The sequence below is a fragment of the Pseudomonas sp. 2848 genome (genome assembly GCF_003253945.1).
In the GTDB taxonomy this organism is placed as follows: Bacteria; Pseudomonadota; Gammaproteobacteria; order Pseudomonadales; family Pseudomonadaceae; genus Aquipseudomonas.
Map to the genome: position 1 here is coordinate 15,582 of NZ_QKZD01000015.1, position 17,852 is coordinate 33,433.

At 66.4% G+C, this 17,852-nt stretch carries 15 protein-coding genes; 8 read left to right on the forward strand and 7 right to left on the reverse strand.

Going from position 1 to position 17,852, the window contains the following annotated elements; translation table 11 throughout:
* Positions 1-16: 16 nt before the first annotated feature.
* Together DFS21_RS23445 and DFS21_RS23450 are read right to left on the reverse strand one after the other, a co-directional pair.
* A complete protein-coding gene (locus DFS21_RS23445) occupies positions 17-1,330 on the reverse strand; it encodes a hypothetical protein (RefSeq protein ID WP_111533234.1) in 1,314 nt (437 codons plus the stop codon).
* Positions 1,331-1,424: 94 nt separating this feature from the next.
* A complete protein-coding gene (locus DFS21_RS23450; RefSeq protein WP_111533235.1) occupies positions 1,425-2,918 on the reverse strand; it encodes an aldehyde dehydrogenase in 1,494 nt (497 codons plus the stop codon).
* A 408-nt stretch (positions 2,919-3,326) separates the two neighbouring features.
* On the opposite strand from DFS21_RS23450, the gene peaA reads away from it, so the two are divergent.
* The 5 genes from peaA (at position 3,327) to DFS21_RS23475 (ending at position 9,616) form a co-directional block, all read left to right on the forward strand.
* Positions 3,327-4,892, forward strand: a complete 1,566-nt coding sequence (peaA, locus tag DFS21_RS23455; protein WP_111533236.1) for a quinohemoprotein amine dehydrogenase subunit alpha — start codon at positions 3,327-3,329, stop codon at positions 4,890-4,892.
* Between the two features lie 36 nt (positions 4,893-4,928).
* Entirely contained in the window at positions 4,929-6,359 is a 1,431-nt protein-coding gene (peaB, locus tag DFS21_RS23460; protein WP_111533237.1) for a quinohemoprotein amine dehydrogenase maturation protein, read from the forward strand.
* Between the two features lies 1 nt (position 6,360).
* Entirely contained in the window at positions 6,361-6,684 is a 324-nt protein-coding gene (qhpC, locus tag DFS21_RS23465) for a quinohemoprotein amine dehydrogenase subunit gamma (RefSeq protein ID WP_094012540.1), read from the forward strand.
* A gap of 19 nt (positions 6,685-6,703) precedes the next feature.
* The gene (gene peaD, locus DFS21_RS23470) at positions 6,704-7,825 is read left to right on the forward strand and encodes a quinohemoprotein amine dehydrogenase subunit beta (RefSeq protein ID WP_111533238.1); all 1,122 of its coding nucleotides are present in this window, start codon (positions 6,704-6,706) and stop codon (positions 7,823-7,825) included.
* A 108-nt stretch (positions 7,826-7,933) separates the two neighbouring features.
* A complete protein-coding gene (locus DFS21_RS23475) occupies positions 7,934-9,616 on the forward strand; it encodes an AMP-binding protein (protein ID WP_111533239.1) in 1,683 nt (560 codons plus the stop codon).
* 12 nt (positions 9,617-9,628) lie between these two features.
* Here DFS21_RS23475 and DFS21_RS23480 read toward each other — a convergent pair whose 3' ends face one another.
* From DFS21_RS23480 to DFS21_RS23490, 3 genes are all read right to left on the reverse strand, one after another.
* Complete coding sequence (locus tag DFS21_RS23480; protein WP_110703995.1) at positions 9,629-10,186, reverse strand: TetR/AcrR family transcriptional regulator; 558 nt, start codon at positions 10,184-10,186, stop codon at positions 9,629-9,631.
* A 158-nt stretch (positions 10,187-10,344) separates the two neighbouring features.
* Positions 10,345-11,496 (reverse strand): acyl-CoA dehydrogenase family protein, encoded by a 1,152-nt coding sequence (locus DFS21_RS23485; RefSeq protein WP_110703996.1) that lies wholly within the window; start codon positions 11,494-11,496, stop codon positions 10,345-10,347.
* A gap of 16 nt (positions 11,497-11,512) precedes the next feature.
* Entirely contained in the window at positions 11,513-12,583 is a 1,071-nt protein-coding gene (locus DFS21_RS23490) for an enoyl-CoA hydratase/isomerase family protein (RefSeq protein ID WP_111533240.1), read from the reverse strand.
* Between the two features lie 318 nt (positions 12,584-12,901).
* Here DFS21_RS23490 and DFS21_RS23495 point away from each other — a divergent pair, with 318 nt between their 5' ends.
* From DFS21_RS23495 to DFS21_RS23505, 3 genes are all read left to right on the forward strand, one after another.
* On the forward strand, positions 12,902-13,750 hold the full coding sequence (locus DFS21_RS23495; RefSeq protein WP_110704000.1) for a helix-turn-helix transcriptional regulator: 849 nt from the start codon (positions 12,902-12,904) through the stop codon (positions 13,748-13,750).
* 67 nt (positions 13,751-13,817) lie between these two features.
* On the forward strand, positions 13,818-15,308 hold the full coding sequence (locus tag DFS21_RS23500; protein WP_111533241.1) for an aldehyde dehydrogenase: 1,491 nt from the start codon (positions 13,818-13,820) through the stop codon (positions 15,306-15,308).
* A gap of 22 nt (positions 15,309-15,330) precedes the next feature.
* Positions 15,331-16,722 (forward strand): aspartate aminotransferase family protein, encoded by a 1,392-nt coding sequence (locus DFS21_RS23505; protein WP_111533242.1) that lies wholly within the window; start codon positions 15,331-15,333, stop codon positions 16,720-16,722.
* Positions 16,723-16,889: 167 nt separating this feature from the next.
* Here DFS21_RS23505 and DFS21_RS23510 read toward each other — a convergent pair whose 3' ends face one another.
* Positions 16,890-17,096 (reverse strand): 4-oxalocrotonate tautomerase family protein, encoded by a 207-nt coding sequence (locus DFS21_RS23510; protein WP_046855364.1) that lies wholly within the window; start codon positions 17,094-17,096, stop codon positions 16,890-16,892.
* Positions 17,097-17,112: 16 nt separating this feature from the next.
* Positions 17,113-17,847 carry an SDR family NAD(P)-dependent oxidoreductase gene (locus DFS21_RS23515; protein WP_111533243.1) on the reverse strand — a complete coding sequence of 245 codons (735 nt, stop codon included), beginning with the start codon at positions 17,845-17,847 and terminating at the stop codon, positions 17,113-17,115.
* Positions 17,848-17,852 lie beyond the last annotated feature (5 nt).

Below are 17,852 nucleotides of genomic sequence, written 5' to 3' on the forward strand. Positions count from 1 at the left end.
CGATAGGGCCGCTGGCTTAGAAGAATGTCCCCACCACCAGTTGCAGGTAGGCCCCGCTATCCCGGCCACCCAACTGCACGCCGCCATCCTGCGCGCTGCGCTGCGGGGTGTAGAACCCCACCAGCGGGCTGATCAGCCAATGCTCGTTGACCATCCACTCCACATACAGGTCCACCTCGCGCCCACCCAGGTTGCCCTGGTCGGTGCTGAGCGGGTCGAAGTCGAAGTACAGCGCGCCCACGGTCAGCCCCTCCCGTGGCGTGGCCTTGAGCGCCACATGGTGCACTTGGGTATTGCTGTTGAATGGCCCGGCGTAGTTGGCCGCCACCTCGCCCTGGAACCAGGTGCCATAGCCCCGGCTCAGGCCATAGAACAGCGGGTCGAAGTGCTCCGAGAAACGGCTGTAGCGGTAGGTGGCGGTGGGCGACCAGGGCAGTCCGGAGAAGGTCCAGTTGCCCTCCAGGTACCAGGCGTTCTCGCGCCCGTCGGTGCGGTCCTGGGTGACATACTCGGCGGCCAGTTCGAGGTCTTTCACTCCCAGGTTGCCACGCCCGCGCAGGCTCACCGTGTCCATGCCGTCGCGGTGTTCCAGGCCAAGGATCTCGGCGTAGCGGCGGTCGACATCCAGGCCACGGATCCAGCTCAGGCCCACGGTGCCCGCGTCGGCGACATGCTCGAGGTTGGCCACCGCCATGGAGGTGTCGGCCTGGAACGGGTTGTCGGACTTGAGCCACATCAGGTCGCCACGCCAGCCCTGCTTGCCGCCCAGACGTAACACGGCGGTGCGGTCGAACGCCTTGCGCGCCGCCAGGTAGTAGGCGCCGCCTCGGTCGAAATCGGCGCCCAGGTCGACGTTGCCGGCATTGACCGGGTCGCCCTGGATCAGGAAACCGTCGCCGAGGGTGATGACCTGGCGCCCGCCGGAGAGATCGATGCCGTCTTCGCCAAGCGCCGGAAACAGGGTGCCCGAGCGCCATCCAAGGTAAGCGTCCTCGACGCTGGTGCGACGTTCGTCACCGAGCGTGAAACCCGCGGCGTCGCCATCGCCCCAGGTGGCCGAACTGAGCAGGCTGAAGGCGCCGTAAAGCTTGCCGTTGCTGGCCAGCGCCTGGCTGGCGCTCAGGCCGTACTTGACGTAGCCCTCGCGCCAGTTGCTGCTGCCGGCCTGGCGGTTGCCGAACTGGTCGAAGCTTTCGTCGCTGTGGAATACGCCGAACAGCGCTTCGAGGTTGGCGTCCAGGGTGGTGCCGGCGTGGTTGTAGAGTTCGTGGGCCTGGGTGAGGGGAGAGGCCAGCAGCAGGGCCAACGTGCAGGCGAGCTTGTGCGTCATGGTGTGCTCCATGTTTTTGTTGTTTTCTGGCTTTTACATTGCCTGGCCGGACCTTATCGCCGGCTTGCCGGCGATAAGGTCAGCACCGGTGAAATCAGAGCTTGATCAGCACCGACTTCAGTTCGGTGTAGTGCTCGATCGCCGCCGCGCCCATCTCGCGGCCGACGCCGGAGAGCTTGTAGCCGCCGAACGGCAGCGCCGGGTCCAGCGCGCTGTGACAGTTCACCCACACCGACCCGGACTTGATCCGCGGGATCATCCGGTGCACCGCGGCCAGGTCGTTGGACCAGATGCTCGCGCCCAGCCCGTAGGGGTTGTCGTTGGCCAGGCCCATCACCTCGTCGAGGTCGTCGAATGGCATGGCCACCAGCACCGGGCCGAAGATTTCCTCCTGTACCAGGCGGTGGCGCTGGTCGACATCGACGATCACCGTCGGCTTGACGAAGTAGCCAGGCCCAAAGCCTTCGCCGCCGCAGGCGATGGTCGCGCCCAGCTCGCGGCCCAGGTCGATGTAGCCGGTGACCCGCTCCTGCTGCCTGGCCGAGATCAACGGGCCCATCTGTACGCTAGGGTCCAGGCCGTTGCCCAGTTTCATGGCATTGGCGATGCCGGCGATATCGGCCACCACGTTGTCGAAGTGCTTGCGGTGCACATACAGCCGGGAGCCGGCGCAGCACACCTGGCCCTGGTTGAAGAAGATCGCCGTGGCGGCGCCGGCGGCGGCCTCCTGCAGGTTGGCGTCGGGCAGGACGATGGTCGGCGACTTGCCGCCCAGTTCGAGGGTGACGCGGGTCATGTTGTCCATGGCCGCCTTGCCGATCAGCTTGCCGACTTCGGTGGAGCCGGTGAAGGTCAGCTTGTCCACGCCCGGGTGGCGGCTCAGTGCGGCACCGGCGTTCAGCCCGGTGCCGGTGATCACGTTGAACACGCCGTCCGGGTAGCCGGCCTCGCTTACCAGTTCGGCGAGCTTGAGCGCGGTCAGCGGGGTTTCATCGGCAGGCTTGAGCACCACCGTGCAGCCGGTGGCCAGGGCCGGGCCGAGCTTCCAGCAGGCCAGCAGCAGCGGGAAATTCCAGGCGACAATGGCGCCGACCACGCCCACCGCCTCGCGGCGCACGAACGCGTGGAAGTCGTCATTGGGCATCAGCGGCAGCGACGGCTCGACTGTGCTGCCTTCGAGCTTGGTCGCCCAACCGGCCATGTAGCGCAGGAAGTCGATGGCCAGTTGCACGTCCATCACTTGGGCTACGGCGGCACTCTTGCCGTTGTTCAGGCATTCCAGCTCGGCCAGCTCCTGGGCATCGCGCTGCATCAGGTCGGCCAGGCGCCACAGCAGGTTCTGCCGCTCGCGCGGACGCATCCGGCTCCAGGCCGAGTGTTCGAACGCCTGGCGGGCGGCCTGCACGGCGCGGTCCACATCCTGTGCCTCGGCCGCGGGCACCTCGGCGAGGGCCTCGCCACTGGCCGGGTTGCGCAAGGTCATGGTGCGGCCGCTGGCAGCGTCCTGCCAGTCCGCGCCAATGCGCATCTTCAACTGGCGTGCGAGGAAGGCACGGGTGGCGGGCAGGATCGGCAGTTCGGAATGCATGGGGCGGTGCCTCTTGTCATGGTTGTGACCAGGGCAGGGCAATGGGCGTGCCAAGCCGGCCAGCGCGTTCACAGCCCTTGATACATGTGGTTTTCGCGTTACATGGCATGCAGTCAGGGAGGCTTGAGCTGTTGCACATTGAGACTGAGTGAGACGGAGATGAAACGGACCGCTGTGTGGGCCAATCGCCGGCCTGCGCAGCAGGCCCCGTGTCTCAAGGTGAAACACCCCGTCGCGAAATGGCACGTTCGGTCACAGCCTGCGCTGCTGGGGTTCGCCCCTGCTCTGCGCTCAAATCGTTGATGCGAAACATATTTGCCGCAATTGGCACACTTCCTGTATCGCTACTGTCAGATGCACACCGCAGCGTGCGAATAACGATAAGAACGATACCGTGGAGGTCTGACCTTGAAGACGACTCGACTCCGGCGGCAGGCGGGCACACTGGCGCTGGTCGCCACCGCACTGCTGTCCGCCCAGGCCATGGCGGCCGAGCAGGGCCCGAGCCTGTTGCAGAACAAGTGCATGGGGTGCCATATCCCCGAAGGCAACGACAGCTACAGCCGCATCAGCCACCAGCGCAAGACCCCCGAGGGCTGGCTGATGAGCATCGCCCGCATGCAGGTGATGCATGGCTTGCAGATCAGCGACGACGACCGCCGCACCCTGGTCAAGTACCTGGCCGACAAGCAGGGCCTGGCGCCCAGCGAGACCGACGGTGTGCGCTACGCCATGGAACGCCGGCTCAATACCGTCGAACACTTCGACGACCCGCTCAGCCAGATGTGCGGCCGCTGTCACTCCGGCGCCCGGGTCGCCCTGCAACGGCGTCCGGCCAAGGAGTGGGAGCACCTGGTCAACTTCCACCTCGGCCAATGGCCGTCCCTCGAATACCAGGCCCAGGCCCGCGACCGCGACTGGCTGGACATCGCCCTCAAGCAGATGGTGCCCGACCTGGCCAAGCGCTTCCCCCTCGACAACCCGGCTTGGGCCGAGTGGCTCAAGGCCCGGCCCGAGTCCAAGGTCCTGGCCGGACAGTGGGCGTTCAGTGGCCATATGCTGGCCAAGGGTGACGTGCGTGGGGTGATGACGGTCAGCGCCGAGCAGGGCGATACCTTCAAGGTCGAGGTCAAGGGCGCCTACGCCGACGGCACGCCGTTCAACGGCAGCGGTTCGGCGATCCTCTACAACGGCTATGAATGGCGCGGCAACGTCAAGGTGGGCGAGGCCAACCTGCGCCAGGTGTTCGCCGCCATCGACGGGCAGATGAAGGGCCGCATGTTCGAGGCCGAGCACGACGAGCGCGGCCTGGACTTCAGTGCGGCGAAGGCCGGGCAGGGGCGCCTGCTGGCGGTCCAGCCGGCGTTCATCAAGGCTGGCAGCGACAGCGAGATCACCCTGGTGGGCAGCGACCTATCCGGCAAGCCCGACCTGGGCGCGGGCGTGCAGGTGACCGAAGTGCTGGAGTCGACGCCGACGCTGATCCGGGTCAAGGCCCGCGCCGCCAAGGAAGCCGCCGCCGGCCAGCGCGAGGTGGCGGTGGGCGCGCTCAAGGGCGTGCAACTGGCGGTGTACGACAAGGTCGATGAGGTCAAGGTGGTGCCGGCGTTCTCCATCGCCCGCATCGGCGAGAACGGCGCCTCGGTGCCCAAGGTGCAGGGCCGTTTCGAGGCTGAAGCCTGGGGCAAGGACGCCAGTGGCCAGCCGCTGCGCATCGGCTACCTGCCGGCGACCTGGAAAGTCGAGCCGTTCAACGAACGGGCGGTCGAGGACGAGGACGTCAGGTTCGCCGGGCAGATGCAGGCCGACGGCGTGTTCGTGCCGGGCGGGGCAGGGCCCAACCCCGAGCGCAAGATGATGACCAACAACGCCGGCAACCTGAAGGTGATCGCCACCCTCGCCGACGGTGGCCAGCAGGGCGAGGGCCACATGATCGTCACCGTGCAGCGCTGGAACAATCCGCCGCTGCCATAGGCATCAACCTGACCAATTGCTTATCGGGAGGTCGCCATGGGCGCACTACTGAACCTGGTCGAACGCAACCTGCACGAAGTGCAGGTCGATGCCGACCGCATGCTGTTCCATATCCCCAGCAGTTCGCTGTTCGCCACCGACGCGGTGACCGGCGGCATCATCGACACCCTGCGCCGCCAGGGCTGTTCCGCCGAGGAACTGCTGCTGCAGCTCGGCCAGCAATTCGACGGGCAGGACATCGAGGAAACCCTGCGCGAGCTGATCGCCCTGGAAGTGGTCAGCGACGGCTCGCCGCTGACCCCGGAAATCGCCCTGAAACAGGTCGAGCGCACCGCGCTGAACACCGTGGTGCTCAACGTCAACACCGGCTGCAACCTCAGCTGCACCTACTGCTACAAAGAGGACCTCGACAAGCCCTCCGCGGGCAAGAAGATGAACAGCGCCACCGCAGAAGCCTCGGTGGAGATGCTGCTCAAGGAGTCGCCGAACGAGGAGCGCTACAGCGTGGTGTTCTTCGGTGGCGAGCCGCTGTCCAACCGGGCGTTGATCGAGCACATGGTGGCGTACTGCGAGCGACGCTTCGCCGAGGCGGGCAAGCAGGTCGAGTTCATCATGACCACCAATGCCACGCTGCTCACCGAAGAGATTGTCGACTGGCTCGATGCGCATCGTTTCGGCCTGTCGATCAGCATCGACGGGCCCAAGACCGTGCACGACCGCAACCGCATCACTGTGGGCGGGCAGGGCACGTACGACGTGGTGCGGCGCAAGGCCGACATGCTGCTGTCGCGTTACCGCAGCCGGCCGGTGGGGGCGCGGGTGACGCTGACCCGTGGCATCACCGATGTCGAGACCATCTGGAACCACCTGTTCAACGAGATGGGCTTCGCCGAGGTGGGGTTCGCCCCGGTGACCTCCGGTGACATGGCCGACTTCAACCTCACCGGCGACGAGCTGGTGCAGGTGTTCGCCAACATGAAGGCCCTGGGCCGGCGTTACCTGGAGGCGGCGCTGGCGCACCGCAACATCGGTTTCTCCAACCTGCACCAGCTGATCACCGACATTCACGAAGGCCACAAGAAGGCCCTGCCATGCGGTGCCGGGCTGAAGATGCTGGCGGTGGACCACGAGGGCGAGCTGAACCTGTGCCACCGCTTCACCGGCTCCAGCCTGCCGACCTTCGGCAATGTGCACCAGGGCGTGAAGCAGGCGCAGCTCAACGATTTTCTCTCGCAGCGCCTGGACCGCAGCGGCACCGGCTGCGACAGCTGCCGCATCCGCAACCTGTGTTCCGGCGGTTGCTACCACGAAAGCTACGCCCGCTACGGCGACCCGCAGCATCCGACCTACCACTATTGCGAGCTGATGCGCGACTGGGTCGACTTCGGCATCGAGGTCTACAGCCGCATCATGGCCGCCAACCCGGCTTTCATCGATCGCTACATCACACCCCGGAAGGCGCACTGACATGAAGCACCTCAAACCGCTGAACAACAAGGCGCGCATCCTCGAGCAGGCGGCCGCCGAAGACCGCGTCGAGGACGTGCTGGCGATGAGCGCCGTGGCCGGCTGCACCGCCACCACCGACCCGGGCTGGGAAGTGGACGCCTTCGGTGGCGTCAGCTCGCTGTGCCAGCCGATGGAGGCCGACCTGTACGGTTGCTCCGACCCTTGCTGGTGGCCAGCCCAGGTGCCGGACATGATGAGCACCTACCAGGACTGGAACGCCCAGGCGACCAACTCCGCCGAAGACTGGCGCAACCTCGGCACCGTATTCCCGAAAGACAAATAGAACGACAAGGGGAAACCGCATGAAACCTGGATTCTGCGCGCAACTCGCGCTCACCGTCGCCGCCACGGCCTGCGCCTGGGCGGCCCAGGCCGACGACGCAAGCAAGGCCCTGAAGCCCGGCCATGAATACCTGATCGCCACCAACTACCCGAACAACCTGCACGTGGTCGAGGTGGCCAGCGACACGCTGTACAAGACCTGCCGCATGCCCGATTCGTTCGGCCCCGGCACGGCGATGATGGCGCCGGACAACCGCACCGCCTACGTGCTCAACAATCATTTCGCCGATATCTATGGCATCGACCTGGACAGCTGCAAGACCACCTTCCACGCCAACCTGTCCAGCGTGCCGGGCGAGGTCGGCAAGGCCATGTACTCCTTCGCCATCAGCCCCGACGGCAAGGAGGTGTACGCCACGGTCAACCCCAGCCAGCGCCTGAACGACCACTATGTGGTCAAGCCGCCGCGCCTGGAGGTGTTCCGCACCGGCGACGGCCTGGATGCCAAGCCCGTGCGCACCTTCCCGATGCCGCGCCAGGTGTACCTGATGCGCACCGCCGACGACGGCAGTCTCTATGTGGCTGGGCCAGACATCTACAAGCTGGACGTCAACACCGGCAAATACACCGTCGCACTGCCGCTGCGCAGCTGGAACCGCCCGGGCTACAGCGCGCCGGACGTGCTGTATTTCTGGCCGCACCAGAGCTCGTTGCACGAGTTCTCGATGCTCTACACCATCGCCAGGTTCAAGGACGCCAAGCAGGACCCGGCCAGCGCCGAGCCGCTTTACGGCTACCTGAGCATCGACCTGAAGACCGGCAAGGCCCATACCCAGGAGTTCGCCGAGCTGACCGAGCTGTACTTCACCGGCCTGCGCTCGCCGAAGGACCCGAACCAGATGTACGGCGTGCTCAATCGCCTGGCCCGCTACGACATCGCGCAGAAGAAGCTGGTCAAGGCCGCCAACCTGGACCATACCTACTACTGCGTGACCTTCGACAAGGCCGGCGACAAGCTTTACCTGGGCGGGACGTTCAACGACCTGGCGGTGTTCGACCCCAATACGCTGGAGAAGGTGGGGAACATCAAACTGCCCGGTGGCGACATGTCGACCACCACGCCGCAGGTGTTCGTTCGCTAACGCCATCGCGGGGCAAGCCCGCTCCCACGCCGACCACACTGGACCGGTGGGAGCGGGCTTGCCCCGCGATAGGGCCACGTCAGGCAAAACAAAGACAAGAGACAGCCCATGCCACAGCCCAGCCACACCCAAGGCTCTAATGTCACTCCATTGCTCACCCAGTGCATCGGTGACGCCTTCGACGCCACCGTCGCCCGCTTCCCCGACCGCGAGGCCCTGATCGTCAGCCACCAGCAGTTGCGCTACACCTGGCGACAGCTGGCCGATGCGGTCAACCAGCATGCCCGCGCGCTGATGGCCCTGGGCGTGCAGGTCGGCGACCGCTTAGGGATCTGGGCGCCCAACTGCGCCGAATGGTGCATCACCCAGTTCGCCAGCGCCAAGATCGGCGCGATCCTGGTCAACATCAACCCGGCCTACCGCACCAGCGAACTGGAATACGCCCTGGGCCAGTCGGCCTGCCAGTGGGTGATCTGCGCCGACGCCTTCAAGACCTCCGACTACCACGCCATGCTGCTGGACCTGGTGCCCGAACTTCGCGCCTGCCGAGCGGGCGAGCTGCAAAGCGCGCGCCTGCCCGCGTTGCGCGGGGTCATCAGCCTGGCGGCCACGCCACCTGGTGGCTTCCTGGCCTGGTCGGCGTTGCAGGCCCGTGCCGGTGAAACCGCCCTCGGGCAACTGGCCACACGCCAGGCCAGCCTGCACCGGCACGCGCCGATCAACATCCAGTACACCTCCGGCACTACCGGGTTTCCCAAGGGCGCGACCCTCAGCCACCACAACATCCTCAACAACGGCTACATGGTCGGCGAAAGCCTCGGATTGACCGAGCACGACCGGCTGGTGGTGCCGGTGCCGCTGTACCACTGCTTTGGCATGGTCATGGCCAACCTCGGCTGCATGACCCACGGCAGCACCCTGATCTACCCCAATGACGCCTTCGATCCGCTGCTCACCCTGCAGGCCGTGGCCGAAGAACGCGCCACCGCCCTGTACGGCGTGCCGACCATGTTCATCGCCGAGCTCGATCACCCGCGTCGCCATGAGTTCGACCTGTCCAGCCTGCGCACCGGGATCATGGCTGGCGCCACCTGCCCGATCGAGGTGATGCGCCGGGTAATCGACGAGATGCACATGGGCGAGGTGCAGATCGCCTACGGCATGACCGAGACCAGCCCGGTGTCGTTGCAGACCGGCGCCGCCGACGACCTGGAGCGCCGGGTGACCAGCGTCGGCCGCACCCAGCCGTGGCTGCAGAGCAAGGTGATCGACAGCGCAGGCACTACCCTGGCACGCGGCGAGGTCGGCGAGCTGTGCACCCGCGGCTACAGCGTGATGCTCGGCTACTGGGACAACCCCAAGGCCACCGCCGAGAGCATCGACGCCGAGGGCTGGATGCACACCGGCGACCTGGCGGTGATGGACGAACAGGGCTACGTGCGCATCGTCGGGCGCAGCAAGGACATGATCATCCGCGGTGGCGAGAACATCTATCCGCGGGAGCTGGAGGAGTTCTTCTTCACCCACCCGGCGGTGGCCGACGTGCAGGTGATCGGCATCCCCTGCAGCCGCTATGGCGAGGAGATCGTCGCCTGGATTCGCCTGCACCCGGGGCAGACCCTGGGCGAGGAAGAACTGCGAGAATGGGCGCGGGCGCGCATCGCGCATTTCAAGGTGCCGCGCCATTTCCGCTTCGTCGATGAATTCCCGATGACGGTGACCGGCAAGGTGCAGAAGTTCAGGATGCGCGAGATCAGCATCGAGGCGCTGGCGGGCGGGCAGGGGCGGTAGCCGCCCTCAGCGTCAGGCCTGGGCCCGCGCGCCGTTGAGGAACAACTGTTCCACGGTCTGCGCGGTGTTGGCGCTGGCGGCGCGGCCCCGGCGCTCGGCATCGACCATGCCGTAGATCATGGTCATGAACATTTCGGTGAACACCGCCGCGCTGATGTCGATGCGCAGCACGCCCAGTTGCTGGGCGCGCAGGAAGAACGCGTCCATGGCCTGGGTGTAGGCCTGCCAGCGCAGATCCTCGGCGTTGTTGAGCAAGGTGTCGGGGCGGTACTGGAACATCAGGAACACCAGCATTTCGCGGTGCTTGAGGTGCTCGGCGATCAGGTGGCGAATGCCGACCAAGGGTTCGGTGCGCTCCAGGTCGGCTTCCTGGATGACCTGGTTTAGCACGTGCTCGCCATGGTCCTCGAGCAGGTTCACCAGGTTTTCGCGGGTGCCGCAGAAGCGGTGCAGGGTGGCCTTGCTGACCCCGGCGGTTTCCGCCAACTCTTTCAGGGTGGCGCGGGGATGGACGACAATGGCATGGGCCAGCGCCTTGAGCAGGCGTTCTTCTTGGAGGGATCTGCGCATGTGGGACCTCGAGTCGGGGTTCGGCTGTCGGGCAGGCGAAAAGAGACGAAAGATCCATTACTGTATCATATGAGACGAATAAATCTCATTGGTTGAACAATTCATCGCGGGTCAAGGCTGCTCCACCTTGGGAGCGGGCTTGACCCGCGATGGGTACGTCAGATCGGATAATGCTTCAGCTCACGGGCGATCAGCATCCGCTGGATCTCGCTGGAGCCCTCGTAGATCTGGGTGATCCGTGCATCCCGATAGTACTTCTCCACCGGATAGTCTTCCAGGTAGCCGTAGCCGCCATGCACCTGGATCGCCATCGAGCAGACCCGCTCGGCCATCTCGGAGGCAAACAGCTTGGCCTGGGAGGCCTCCGACAGGCAAGGCTTGCCCGCGCTGCGCAGACGCGCGGCGTGGAGGATCAGCAAGCGGCTGGCGTTGATCTGCACCTGCATGTCGGCCAGCAGGTTGGCGATGCTCTGGTGCTCGTTGATCGGCTTGCCGAACTGGATGCGCTCGCGTGAGTAGGTAAGTGCCGCCTCGAAGGCCGCGCGGGCGATGCCCAGGGCCTGGGCGGCGATACCGATGCGCCCGCCTTCGAGGTTGGACAGGGCAATGGCCAGGCCCTTGCCGCGCTCGCCGAGCAGGTTGGCGGCCGGGATGCGGCAGTTGTCCAGGGTCACCGCGCAGGTGTCGGAGGCGCGGATGCCCATCTTGTGTTCGCTGCGATCGACCTTGAACCCAGGGTTGTCGGTGGGCACCAGGAACGCCGAGAGGCCTTTCTTGCCCAGCTCCGGGTCGGTGACGGCGAAGACGATGGCCAGCTTGGCGCGGCGGGCATTGCTGACGAACTGCTTGGCACCATTGATCACCCACTGGCCATCGACCAGTGCGGCGCGGGTGCGCAGGTTGTGGGCCTCGGAGCCGGCCTGGGGCTCGGTCAGGCAGAAGCAGCCGATCACCTCGCCGCTGGCAAGTGGCGGCAGCCAGGCTTGCTGTTGTTCAGGCGTGCCGTAGGCCAGCAAGGGGCCACAGCCCACCGAGTTGTGGATGCTCATCAGCGCCCCGATGGCGCCGTCGCCGGCGGCGATCTCCTCGACCGCCAGGGCATAGGCGACGTAGTCGGTGTAGCTGCCGCCGAAGTCTTCCGGCACCACCATGCCGAGCAGGCCCAGCTCGCCCATCTTGCGTACCACGTCGTCATCGATCCAGGCGGCCTTCTCCCAGGCCTGGGCATGGGGGGCGATCTCGCCGCGGGCGAAGTCGCGCGCCATGTCGCGGATCATGATCTGTTCTTCGCTCAGTTCCAGGTCTTGCATCTGTGTACTCCCGGGCTCACAGGCCTTCGAAGAATTGGTCGACGCGCTGCGCGGTGAGTTCGCCCAGGGTCGGCGGGTTCCAGCGCGGCTGCTTGTCCTTGTCGATGATCAGGGCGCGCACGCCCTCGATGATGTCGCCGTGGGCGAACCACTGGCGGTCGATGTGCAGTTCCATGGCGAAACAGTCTTCCAGGCTCAGGTGGCGGCCACGGCGCAGCAGCTCCAGGGTCACGGCCATGGCCAGCGGCGAGCGGGTCTCCAGCAGGGCCGCGGTGTCCAGTGCCCATTGATGGCTGTCACCGATGGTCACGGCGCGCAGCTGTTCGATGATGCTGGGCAGGTCGGGCAGGGCGAAGAAGTGGTCGATCACCGGGCGCAGGCGCGCCAGCGGGGCGTCCTCGAGCACCTGGGTGCCGAGCTTGGCCAGCAGGCCCTGCAGGTCCTTGAGCGGGTGCTCGCCGAACACCAGGCGGTCCAGGCCTTCATCCAGCGCGGCCAGCCTGGCGCTGTCCAGGTACCAGTCGGCGAGGCCGCAGTACAGGGCGTCGGCGGCCTTGACCTGGGTACCGCTGACGCCCAGGTAGATGCCCAGCTCGCCGGGCACGCGGGACAGGAAGTAGCTGCCGCCGACGTCCGGGAAGTAGCCGATACCCACCTCGGGCATTCCCAGGCGGCTGCGCTCGGTGACGATGCGCAGGTCGCAGCCCTGGGCCAGGCCCATGCCGCCGCCGAGGGTGAAGCCGTCCATCAATACCAGCACCGGCTTGCGGTAGCGGTGCAGGCACAGGTCCAGGGCATATTCCTCGACGAAGAAGTCCTCGTGCAGCTTTTCGCCGGCCTTGAAGCTGTCGTGCAGCGAGCGGATGTCGCCGCCGGCGCAGAAACCCTTGGGCCCCTCGCCACGCAGCATCACGGCCTGCACCTGTGGATCCTGCGCCCATTGGTCGAGGTGGTGCTGCAGGCTGCGCACCATGTCCAGGGTCAGGGCGTTGAGGCCGGCGGGGCGGTTGAGGGTGAGGTGGCCAATGTGGTTGCGGACCTCGGCCAGTACCTGATCCGTTGCCGAGGGTTGAGCGTGCGCGGTCATCGCGGTCTCCCTGCTTTGTTATTGATTTTCCAAGTGAAGTCCTGGAGTGCGCGAGCGGATCGGTCGATCCTGTCATGCAAATTTACCTTGCACAATTGGCAAATCTGCAGGGCTGCCCTGCATTTTTGTCGTCACGCGCGCTCTTGGCCGAGGCACCCACTGTAGCAACTACAGGTTACCTGTAGGAGCGGAGCTTGCCTCTCGATGGCGTCGCTACAGGCTGAACGACGGTCGCCTCTCACCCCGAAGGGTGATAGCCGCCCTGTCCCCCCCATGAAACAATCCCGGCCAGCACTCACCCTGGCGGGGAAGACAATAATGAGCAATGCCCAGCTGAATTCGCCCAACTGGTATGCGCAGATGGCCCGCGTGGTCGACGCCATCGGCACCCCAGGCTTCGTCGAGGCACTGTTCGCCGCGCTTAACCAGCTGGCAGCGTGCCAGGCCATCACCGTGTTCCTGTATCCGCGCAAGGGCCTGCCGTCGGCGCTGTTCGCCAAGGACGACGAGGGGCCCTGGCTGCCCGAGGGCAACGTGCAGAAGTACCTCGAAGGCTACTACCTGCTGTGCCCGTTCTACCGCGCCTGCATGGACGGCGTGCCCGCCGGTTGCTATCGCCTGAGCGATGTCGCCCCCGACCACTTCAAGCGCAGCGAGTACTACACCTCGTTCTACCAGCACGCGCACCTGGAGGACGAACTCAACTACCTGGTGCCGCTGGACGCCCAGCTGACCATCGCCGTGGCCCTGGGTAGCACCCGGCGCCTGGGCAGTCGCCAGGTGGCCGAGCTCAAGTGCGTCGCCGCCTGGGTGGCGGCGGTGGTGCGCCGGCACTGGGGGCAGCTGGATGCCGAGGCCCTGGGCGGGCGCTTCGAAAGCGCGCTTGGGCGGCAGATCAACGCCGCGCTGAACAACTTCGGCTCGTCCTTGCTCACCGAGCGTGAGTGCCATGTTGCCCAGTACCTGCTGCGCGGCCATTCCACGCGTTCGCTGGCCGAGCGCCTGGGCATCAGCGAAGACACGGTCAAGACCCACCGCAAGAACCTCTACGCCAAGCTCGATATCGCCACCCAGGCCGAGCTGTTCTCGCTGTTCATCGCCTCGCTGGCCCAGGCCCAGGAAGGCTTGAGCAAGGACCCGCTGGAAAGCTACCTGCGACGGCGCTGACACACCGCTTCACCTCATCCAGACAACGACAATCACCGGCCCGGGTGTGGCCGGAGGGGAGACCTGCGTGCATACGAAAAGCGATTGGCTGCAGCGCGCCGCGCGGCAAAGCTTCATCACCACCGCGTTGATCGACGGACGCCCGGTGGTGGCCCGCGACGGCGCCACCTTCGCCGCCATCAACCCGGCGACCGAGCAGTGCCTGGCCCAGGTCACCGCCTGTGCCGACAGCGAGATCGACCAGGCGGTGAGCGCCGCCCGCCGCGCCTTCGAGCACGGTCCCTGGGCACGCATGGCGCCGGCCGAGCGCAAGCGCGTACTGCTGCGCCTGGCCGAGCTGATGTTGGCCCACCGCGAGGAACTGGCGCTGCTCGATTCGCTGAACATGGGCAAGCCGGTGATGGATGCCTACACCATCGATGTGCCCGGCGCGGCCCAGGTGTTCGCCTGGTATGGCGAAGCGCTGGACAAGCTCTATGACCAGGTCGCCCCGACCGCCGCCAGCGCCGTGGCGATGATCAGCCGCGAGGCGTTGGGCGTGGTCGGCGCGGTGGTGCCGTGGAACTTCCCGCTGGACATGGCCGCCTGGAAGGTCGCCCCGGCGCTGGCCGCAGGCAACAGCGTGGTGCTCAAGCCCGCCGAGCAGTCGCCATTCTCGGCCCTGCGCCTGGCCGAGCTGGCCCTGGAGGCCGGGTTGCCGGAGGGCGTGCTCAACGTGGTACCGGGCCTGGGCGAAACCGCTGGCCGTGCCCTGGGCCTGCACCCGGACGTGGATTGCCTGGTGTTCACCGGCTCCACCCAGGTGGGCAAGTACTTCATGCAGTATTCGGCGCAGTCGAACCTCAAGCAGGTGTGGCTCGAATGCGGCGGCAAGAGCCCGAACCTGGTGTTCGACGATTGCCGCGACCTCGACCTGGCGGCGCAAAAGGCCGCGTTCGGCATCTTCTTCAACCAGGGCGAGGTGTGCTCGGCCAATTCGCGGCTGTACGTGCAGCGCTCGATCCACGACGAGTTCGTCGAGCGTCTGCTGCGCCAGGCCCGTGAATGGCTGCCGGGCGACCCGCTGGATCCGGTCAGCCGTGCCGGGGCCATCGTCGATGCCACGCAGACCGCGCGTATCGAAGCCGCCATCGGCCAGGCCCGGGAGCAGGGCGCACGACTACGCTGCGGCGGTGAGCGCCTGAGCGTGAACGGCTCGCGCAACTTCATCACGCCGACGATCTTCACCGACGTGCGCCAGGACATGGCCTTGGCCCGCGACGAAATCTTCGGCCCGGTGCTGGCGGTCAGCACCTTCGACGACGAGGAAGAGGCCATCGCCCTGGCCAACGACAGCGTTTATGGGCTGGCCGCGTCGGTGTGGAGCGACGATCTCAACCGTGCCCACCGCGTTGCCCGACGGCTCAGGGCCGGCACGGTGTCGGTCAACACCGTCGACGCCCTGGATGTGACCGTGCCCTTCGGGGGCGGGCGCCAGTCCGGTTTCGGCCGCGACCTCTCGCTGCATTCGTTCGACAAGTACACCCAGCTCAAGACCACCTGGATCCAGCTGCGCTGATATTCACCCGAGGAGAACAACAATGAACGCACCCATCACCCCGGCGACCGGCAAACGCGATACCCGCGACTACCAGGCTGGCGACGCCGCCCACCACATCCATGCCTTCCTCGACCAGAAGGCGCTCAACGCCGAGGGACCGCGGGTCATCACCCGCGGCGAGGGCCTGTACCTGTGGGACAACGACGGCCGCCGCTACCTGGACGGCATGTCCGGCCTGTGGTGCACCCAGCTCGGCTATGGCCGCAAGGACCTGACCGCCGCTGCGGCCGCACAGATGGACCAGCTGCCGTACTACAACATGTTCTTCCACACCACCCACCCGGCGGTGATCGAGCTGTCCGAGCTGCTGTTCAGCCTGCTGCCCGGCCACTACAGCCACGCTATCTACACCAACTCCGGCTCCGAGGCCAACGAGGTGCTGATCCGCACCGTGCGCCGTTACTGGCAGGTGGTCGGCCAGCCGCGCAAGAAGATCATGATCGGCCGCTGGAACGGCTACCACGGCTCGACCCTGGCGGCCACGGCGTTGGGTGGCATGAAGTTCATGCACGAGATGGGCGGGTTGATCCCGGATGTGGCGCATATCGACGAACCGTACTGGTTCGCCGCCGGTGGAGATCTGACCCCGGCGGAGTTCGGCCGCCGTTGCGCCCAGCAACTGGAGGAGAAGATCCTCGAACTGGGCGCCGAGAATGTCGCAGGCTTCATCGCCGAGCCGTTCCAGGGCGCCGGCGGCATGATCTTCCCGCCCGAGAGCTACTGGCCCGAGATCCAGCGCATCTGCCGCCAGTACGACGTGCTGCTGTGCGCCGACGAGGTGATTGGTGGTTTCGGCCGCACCGGCGAATGGTTCGCCCACCAGCACTTCGGCTTCGAGCCGGATACGCTGTCCATCGCCAAGGGCCTGACCAGCGGCTACGTGCCCATGGGCGGCCTGGTGCTGAGCAAGCGTATCGCCGAGGCCTTGGTGGAGCGGGGCGGGGTGTTCGCCCACGGCCTGACCTATTCCGGCCACCCGGTGGCGGCGGCGGTAGCCATCGCCAACCTCAAGGCCTTGCGCGACGAGGGTATCGTGCGCCGGGTCAAGGACGACACTGGCCCGTACCTGCAGCGCATCCTGCGCGAGGTGTTCGCCGATCACCCGTTGATCGGTGAAGTACAGGGCACCGGCTTGGTGGCAGCCTTGCAGTTCGCCGAGGACAAGGCCACGCGCAAGCGCTTCGCCAACGAGAACGACCTGGCCTGGCAGTGCCGCACTTTCGGTTTCGAGGAAGGGGTGATCATCCGCTCGACCCTGGGGCGGATGATCATGGCGCCGGCCCTGGTGGCCAGCCGTGGCGAGCTGGACGAACTGGTGGAGAAGACGCGTATCGCGGTGGACCGTGTAGCACGATCGGTGGGCCGAGGCTGAAACCCGGGGCGCGCAGGCGCCCCTTCGCCGGCAAGCCGGCTCCCACAGGGTCCGCGCAATTCGTGAGTTCCGCGCTGTACCTGTGGGAGCCGGCTTGCCGGCGAGGGGTTGCGTAGCAGCCCCAGTGACGCGAACTGACAGACATTACCCTTTCGCCCGTGATGGTTTCAGCGCCGCTCGCGCTGGCGCAGCGCCGTCACAGTCTCACCCGCGACCCCCCAGTTGTCGGTGGGCACCTCCTCGATGACCACGAAAGTGCTTGCCGGTGGCTTGTTCAGCACCTGTTCGAGCAAACGCGTGGTGCCTTCGATCAGCTGGCGTTTGTGTTCGGCCGTGACGCCTTCTTCGGTGACGCGGATATGGACATAAGGCATGTGCGTGGCTCCCGTTTCAGTGCCAGGTGCCGGCGGTGCTGCCACCGTCGACGGGCAGCACGGCGCCGCTGACGAAGCGCGCGTCGGTCAGGTACAGCACGGCGTTCACCACGTCCTCGGGCTGGCCGGTGCGTCCGCTCGGCGACAGTGCGCCGAGGCCTTCGGTGTTGCCGTTGTGCAGCGGGGTGTCGATGATCCCCGGGGCCACGGCGTTGACCTGCACGCCGCTGGCAGCCAGTTCCAGCGCCAGGCCCTTGACCGCCTGGTTCAGCCCGCCCTTGACCAGCACCGGCAACAGTGCCGGCACGCGGGTGTCCGGTTGCAGCGCCACCGAAGCGGTGATCGCGACGATATGCCCGTGCCCTTGGGCCTTCATCACCCGGGCGGCGGCCTGGGCGGGGTAGAAGAAGCCCTTGAGGTTGGTGCCGACCAGCGCGTCGACATCGGCCTCGGTGTAGTCGGTCACAGGTTTCGGGATGAAGATGCCGGCGTTGTTGACCATGATATCGACCCGGCCAAAAGCTTCCTGGGCGGCGGCGAACAACCGCTCGGCGGTGGCTTTCTCGGCGATGTCGCCGGCCACGCCGATAAAGCCACGCGGGTTGCCCAGGCGGGCGGCGGCCTGGTCCAGGCGAACCTGGGTGCGGGCGTTGCCGACCACGTTGTCGCCACGCTCGAGGAAGGCCTGGGCCAGGGCGAAGCCCAGGCCGCTGGAGGCGCCGGTGATGATGACGGTTCTTGCGGTGCTCATGGGGA

What these genes read in the sequence shown, in the direction of transcription:
- DFS21_RS23490 (WP_111533240.1), bottom strand. Translation starts at nt 12,583, where the DNA reads ATGACCGCGCACGCTCAACCCTCGGCAACGGATCAGGTACTGGCCGAG.
- qhpC (WP_094012540.1), top strand. Translation starts at nt 6,361, where the DNA reads ATGAAGCACCTCAAACCGCTGAACAACAAGGCGCGCATCCTCGAGCAG.
- peaB (WP_111533237.1), top strand. Translation starts at nt 4,929, where the DNA reads ATGGGCGCACTACTGAACCTGGTCGAACGCAACCTGCACGAAGTGCAG.
- DFS21_RS23445 (WP_111533234.1), bottom strand. Translation starts at nt 1,330, where the DNA reads ATGACGCACAAGCTCGCCTGCACGTTGGCCCTGCTGCTGGCCTCTCCC.
- DFS21_RS23475 (WP_111533239.1), top strand. Translation starts at nt 7,934, where the DNA reads ATGCCACAGCCCAGCCACACCCAAGGCTCTAATGTCACTCCATTGCTC.
- DFS21_RS23485 (WP_110703996.1), bottom strand. Translation starts at nt 11,496, where the DNA reads ATGCAAGACCTGGAACTGAGCGAAGAACAGATCATGATCCGCGACATG.
- DFS21_RS23450 (WP_111533235.1), bottom strand. Translation starts at nt 2,918, where the DNA reads ATGCATTCCGAACTGCCGATCCTGCCCGCCACCCGTGCCTTCCTCGCA.
- DFS21_RS23515 (WP_111533243.1), bottom strand. Translation starts at nt 17,847, where the DNA reads ATGAGCACCGCAAGAACCGTCATCATCACCGGCGCCTCCAGCGGCCTG.
- peaD (WP_111533238.1), top strand. Translation starts at nt 6,704, where the DNA reads ATGAAACCTGGATTCTGCGCGCAACTCGCGCTCACCGTCGCCGCCACG.
- DFS21_RS23505 (WP_111533242.1), top strand. Translation starts at nt 15,331, where the DNA reads ATGAACGCACCCATCACCCCGGCGACCGGCAAACGCGATACCCGCGAC.
- DFS21_RS23510 (WP_046855364.1), bottom strand. Translation starts at nt 17,096, where the DNA reads ATGCCTTATGTCCATATCCGCGTCACCGAAGAAGGCGTCACGGCCGAA.
- DFS21_RS23480 (WP_110703995.1), bottom strand. Translation starts at nt 10,186, where the DNA reads ATGCGCAGATCCCTCCAAGAAGAACGCCTGCTCAAGGCGCTGGCCCAT.
- DFS21_RS23495 (WP_110704000.1), top strand. Translation starts at nt 12,902, where the DNA reads ATGAGCAATGCCCAGCTGAATTCGCCCAACTGGTATGCGCAGATGGCC.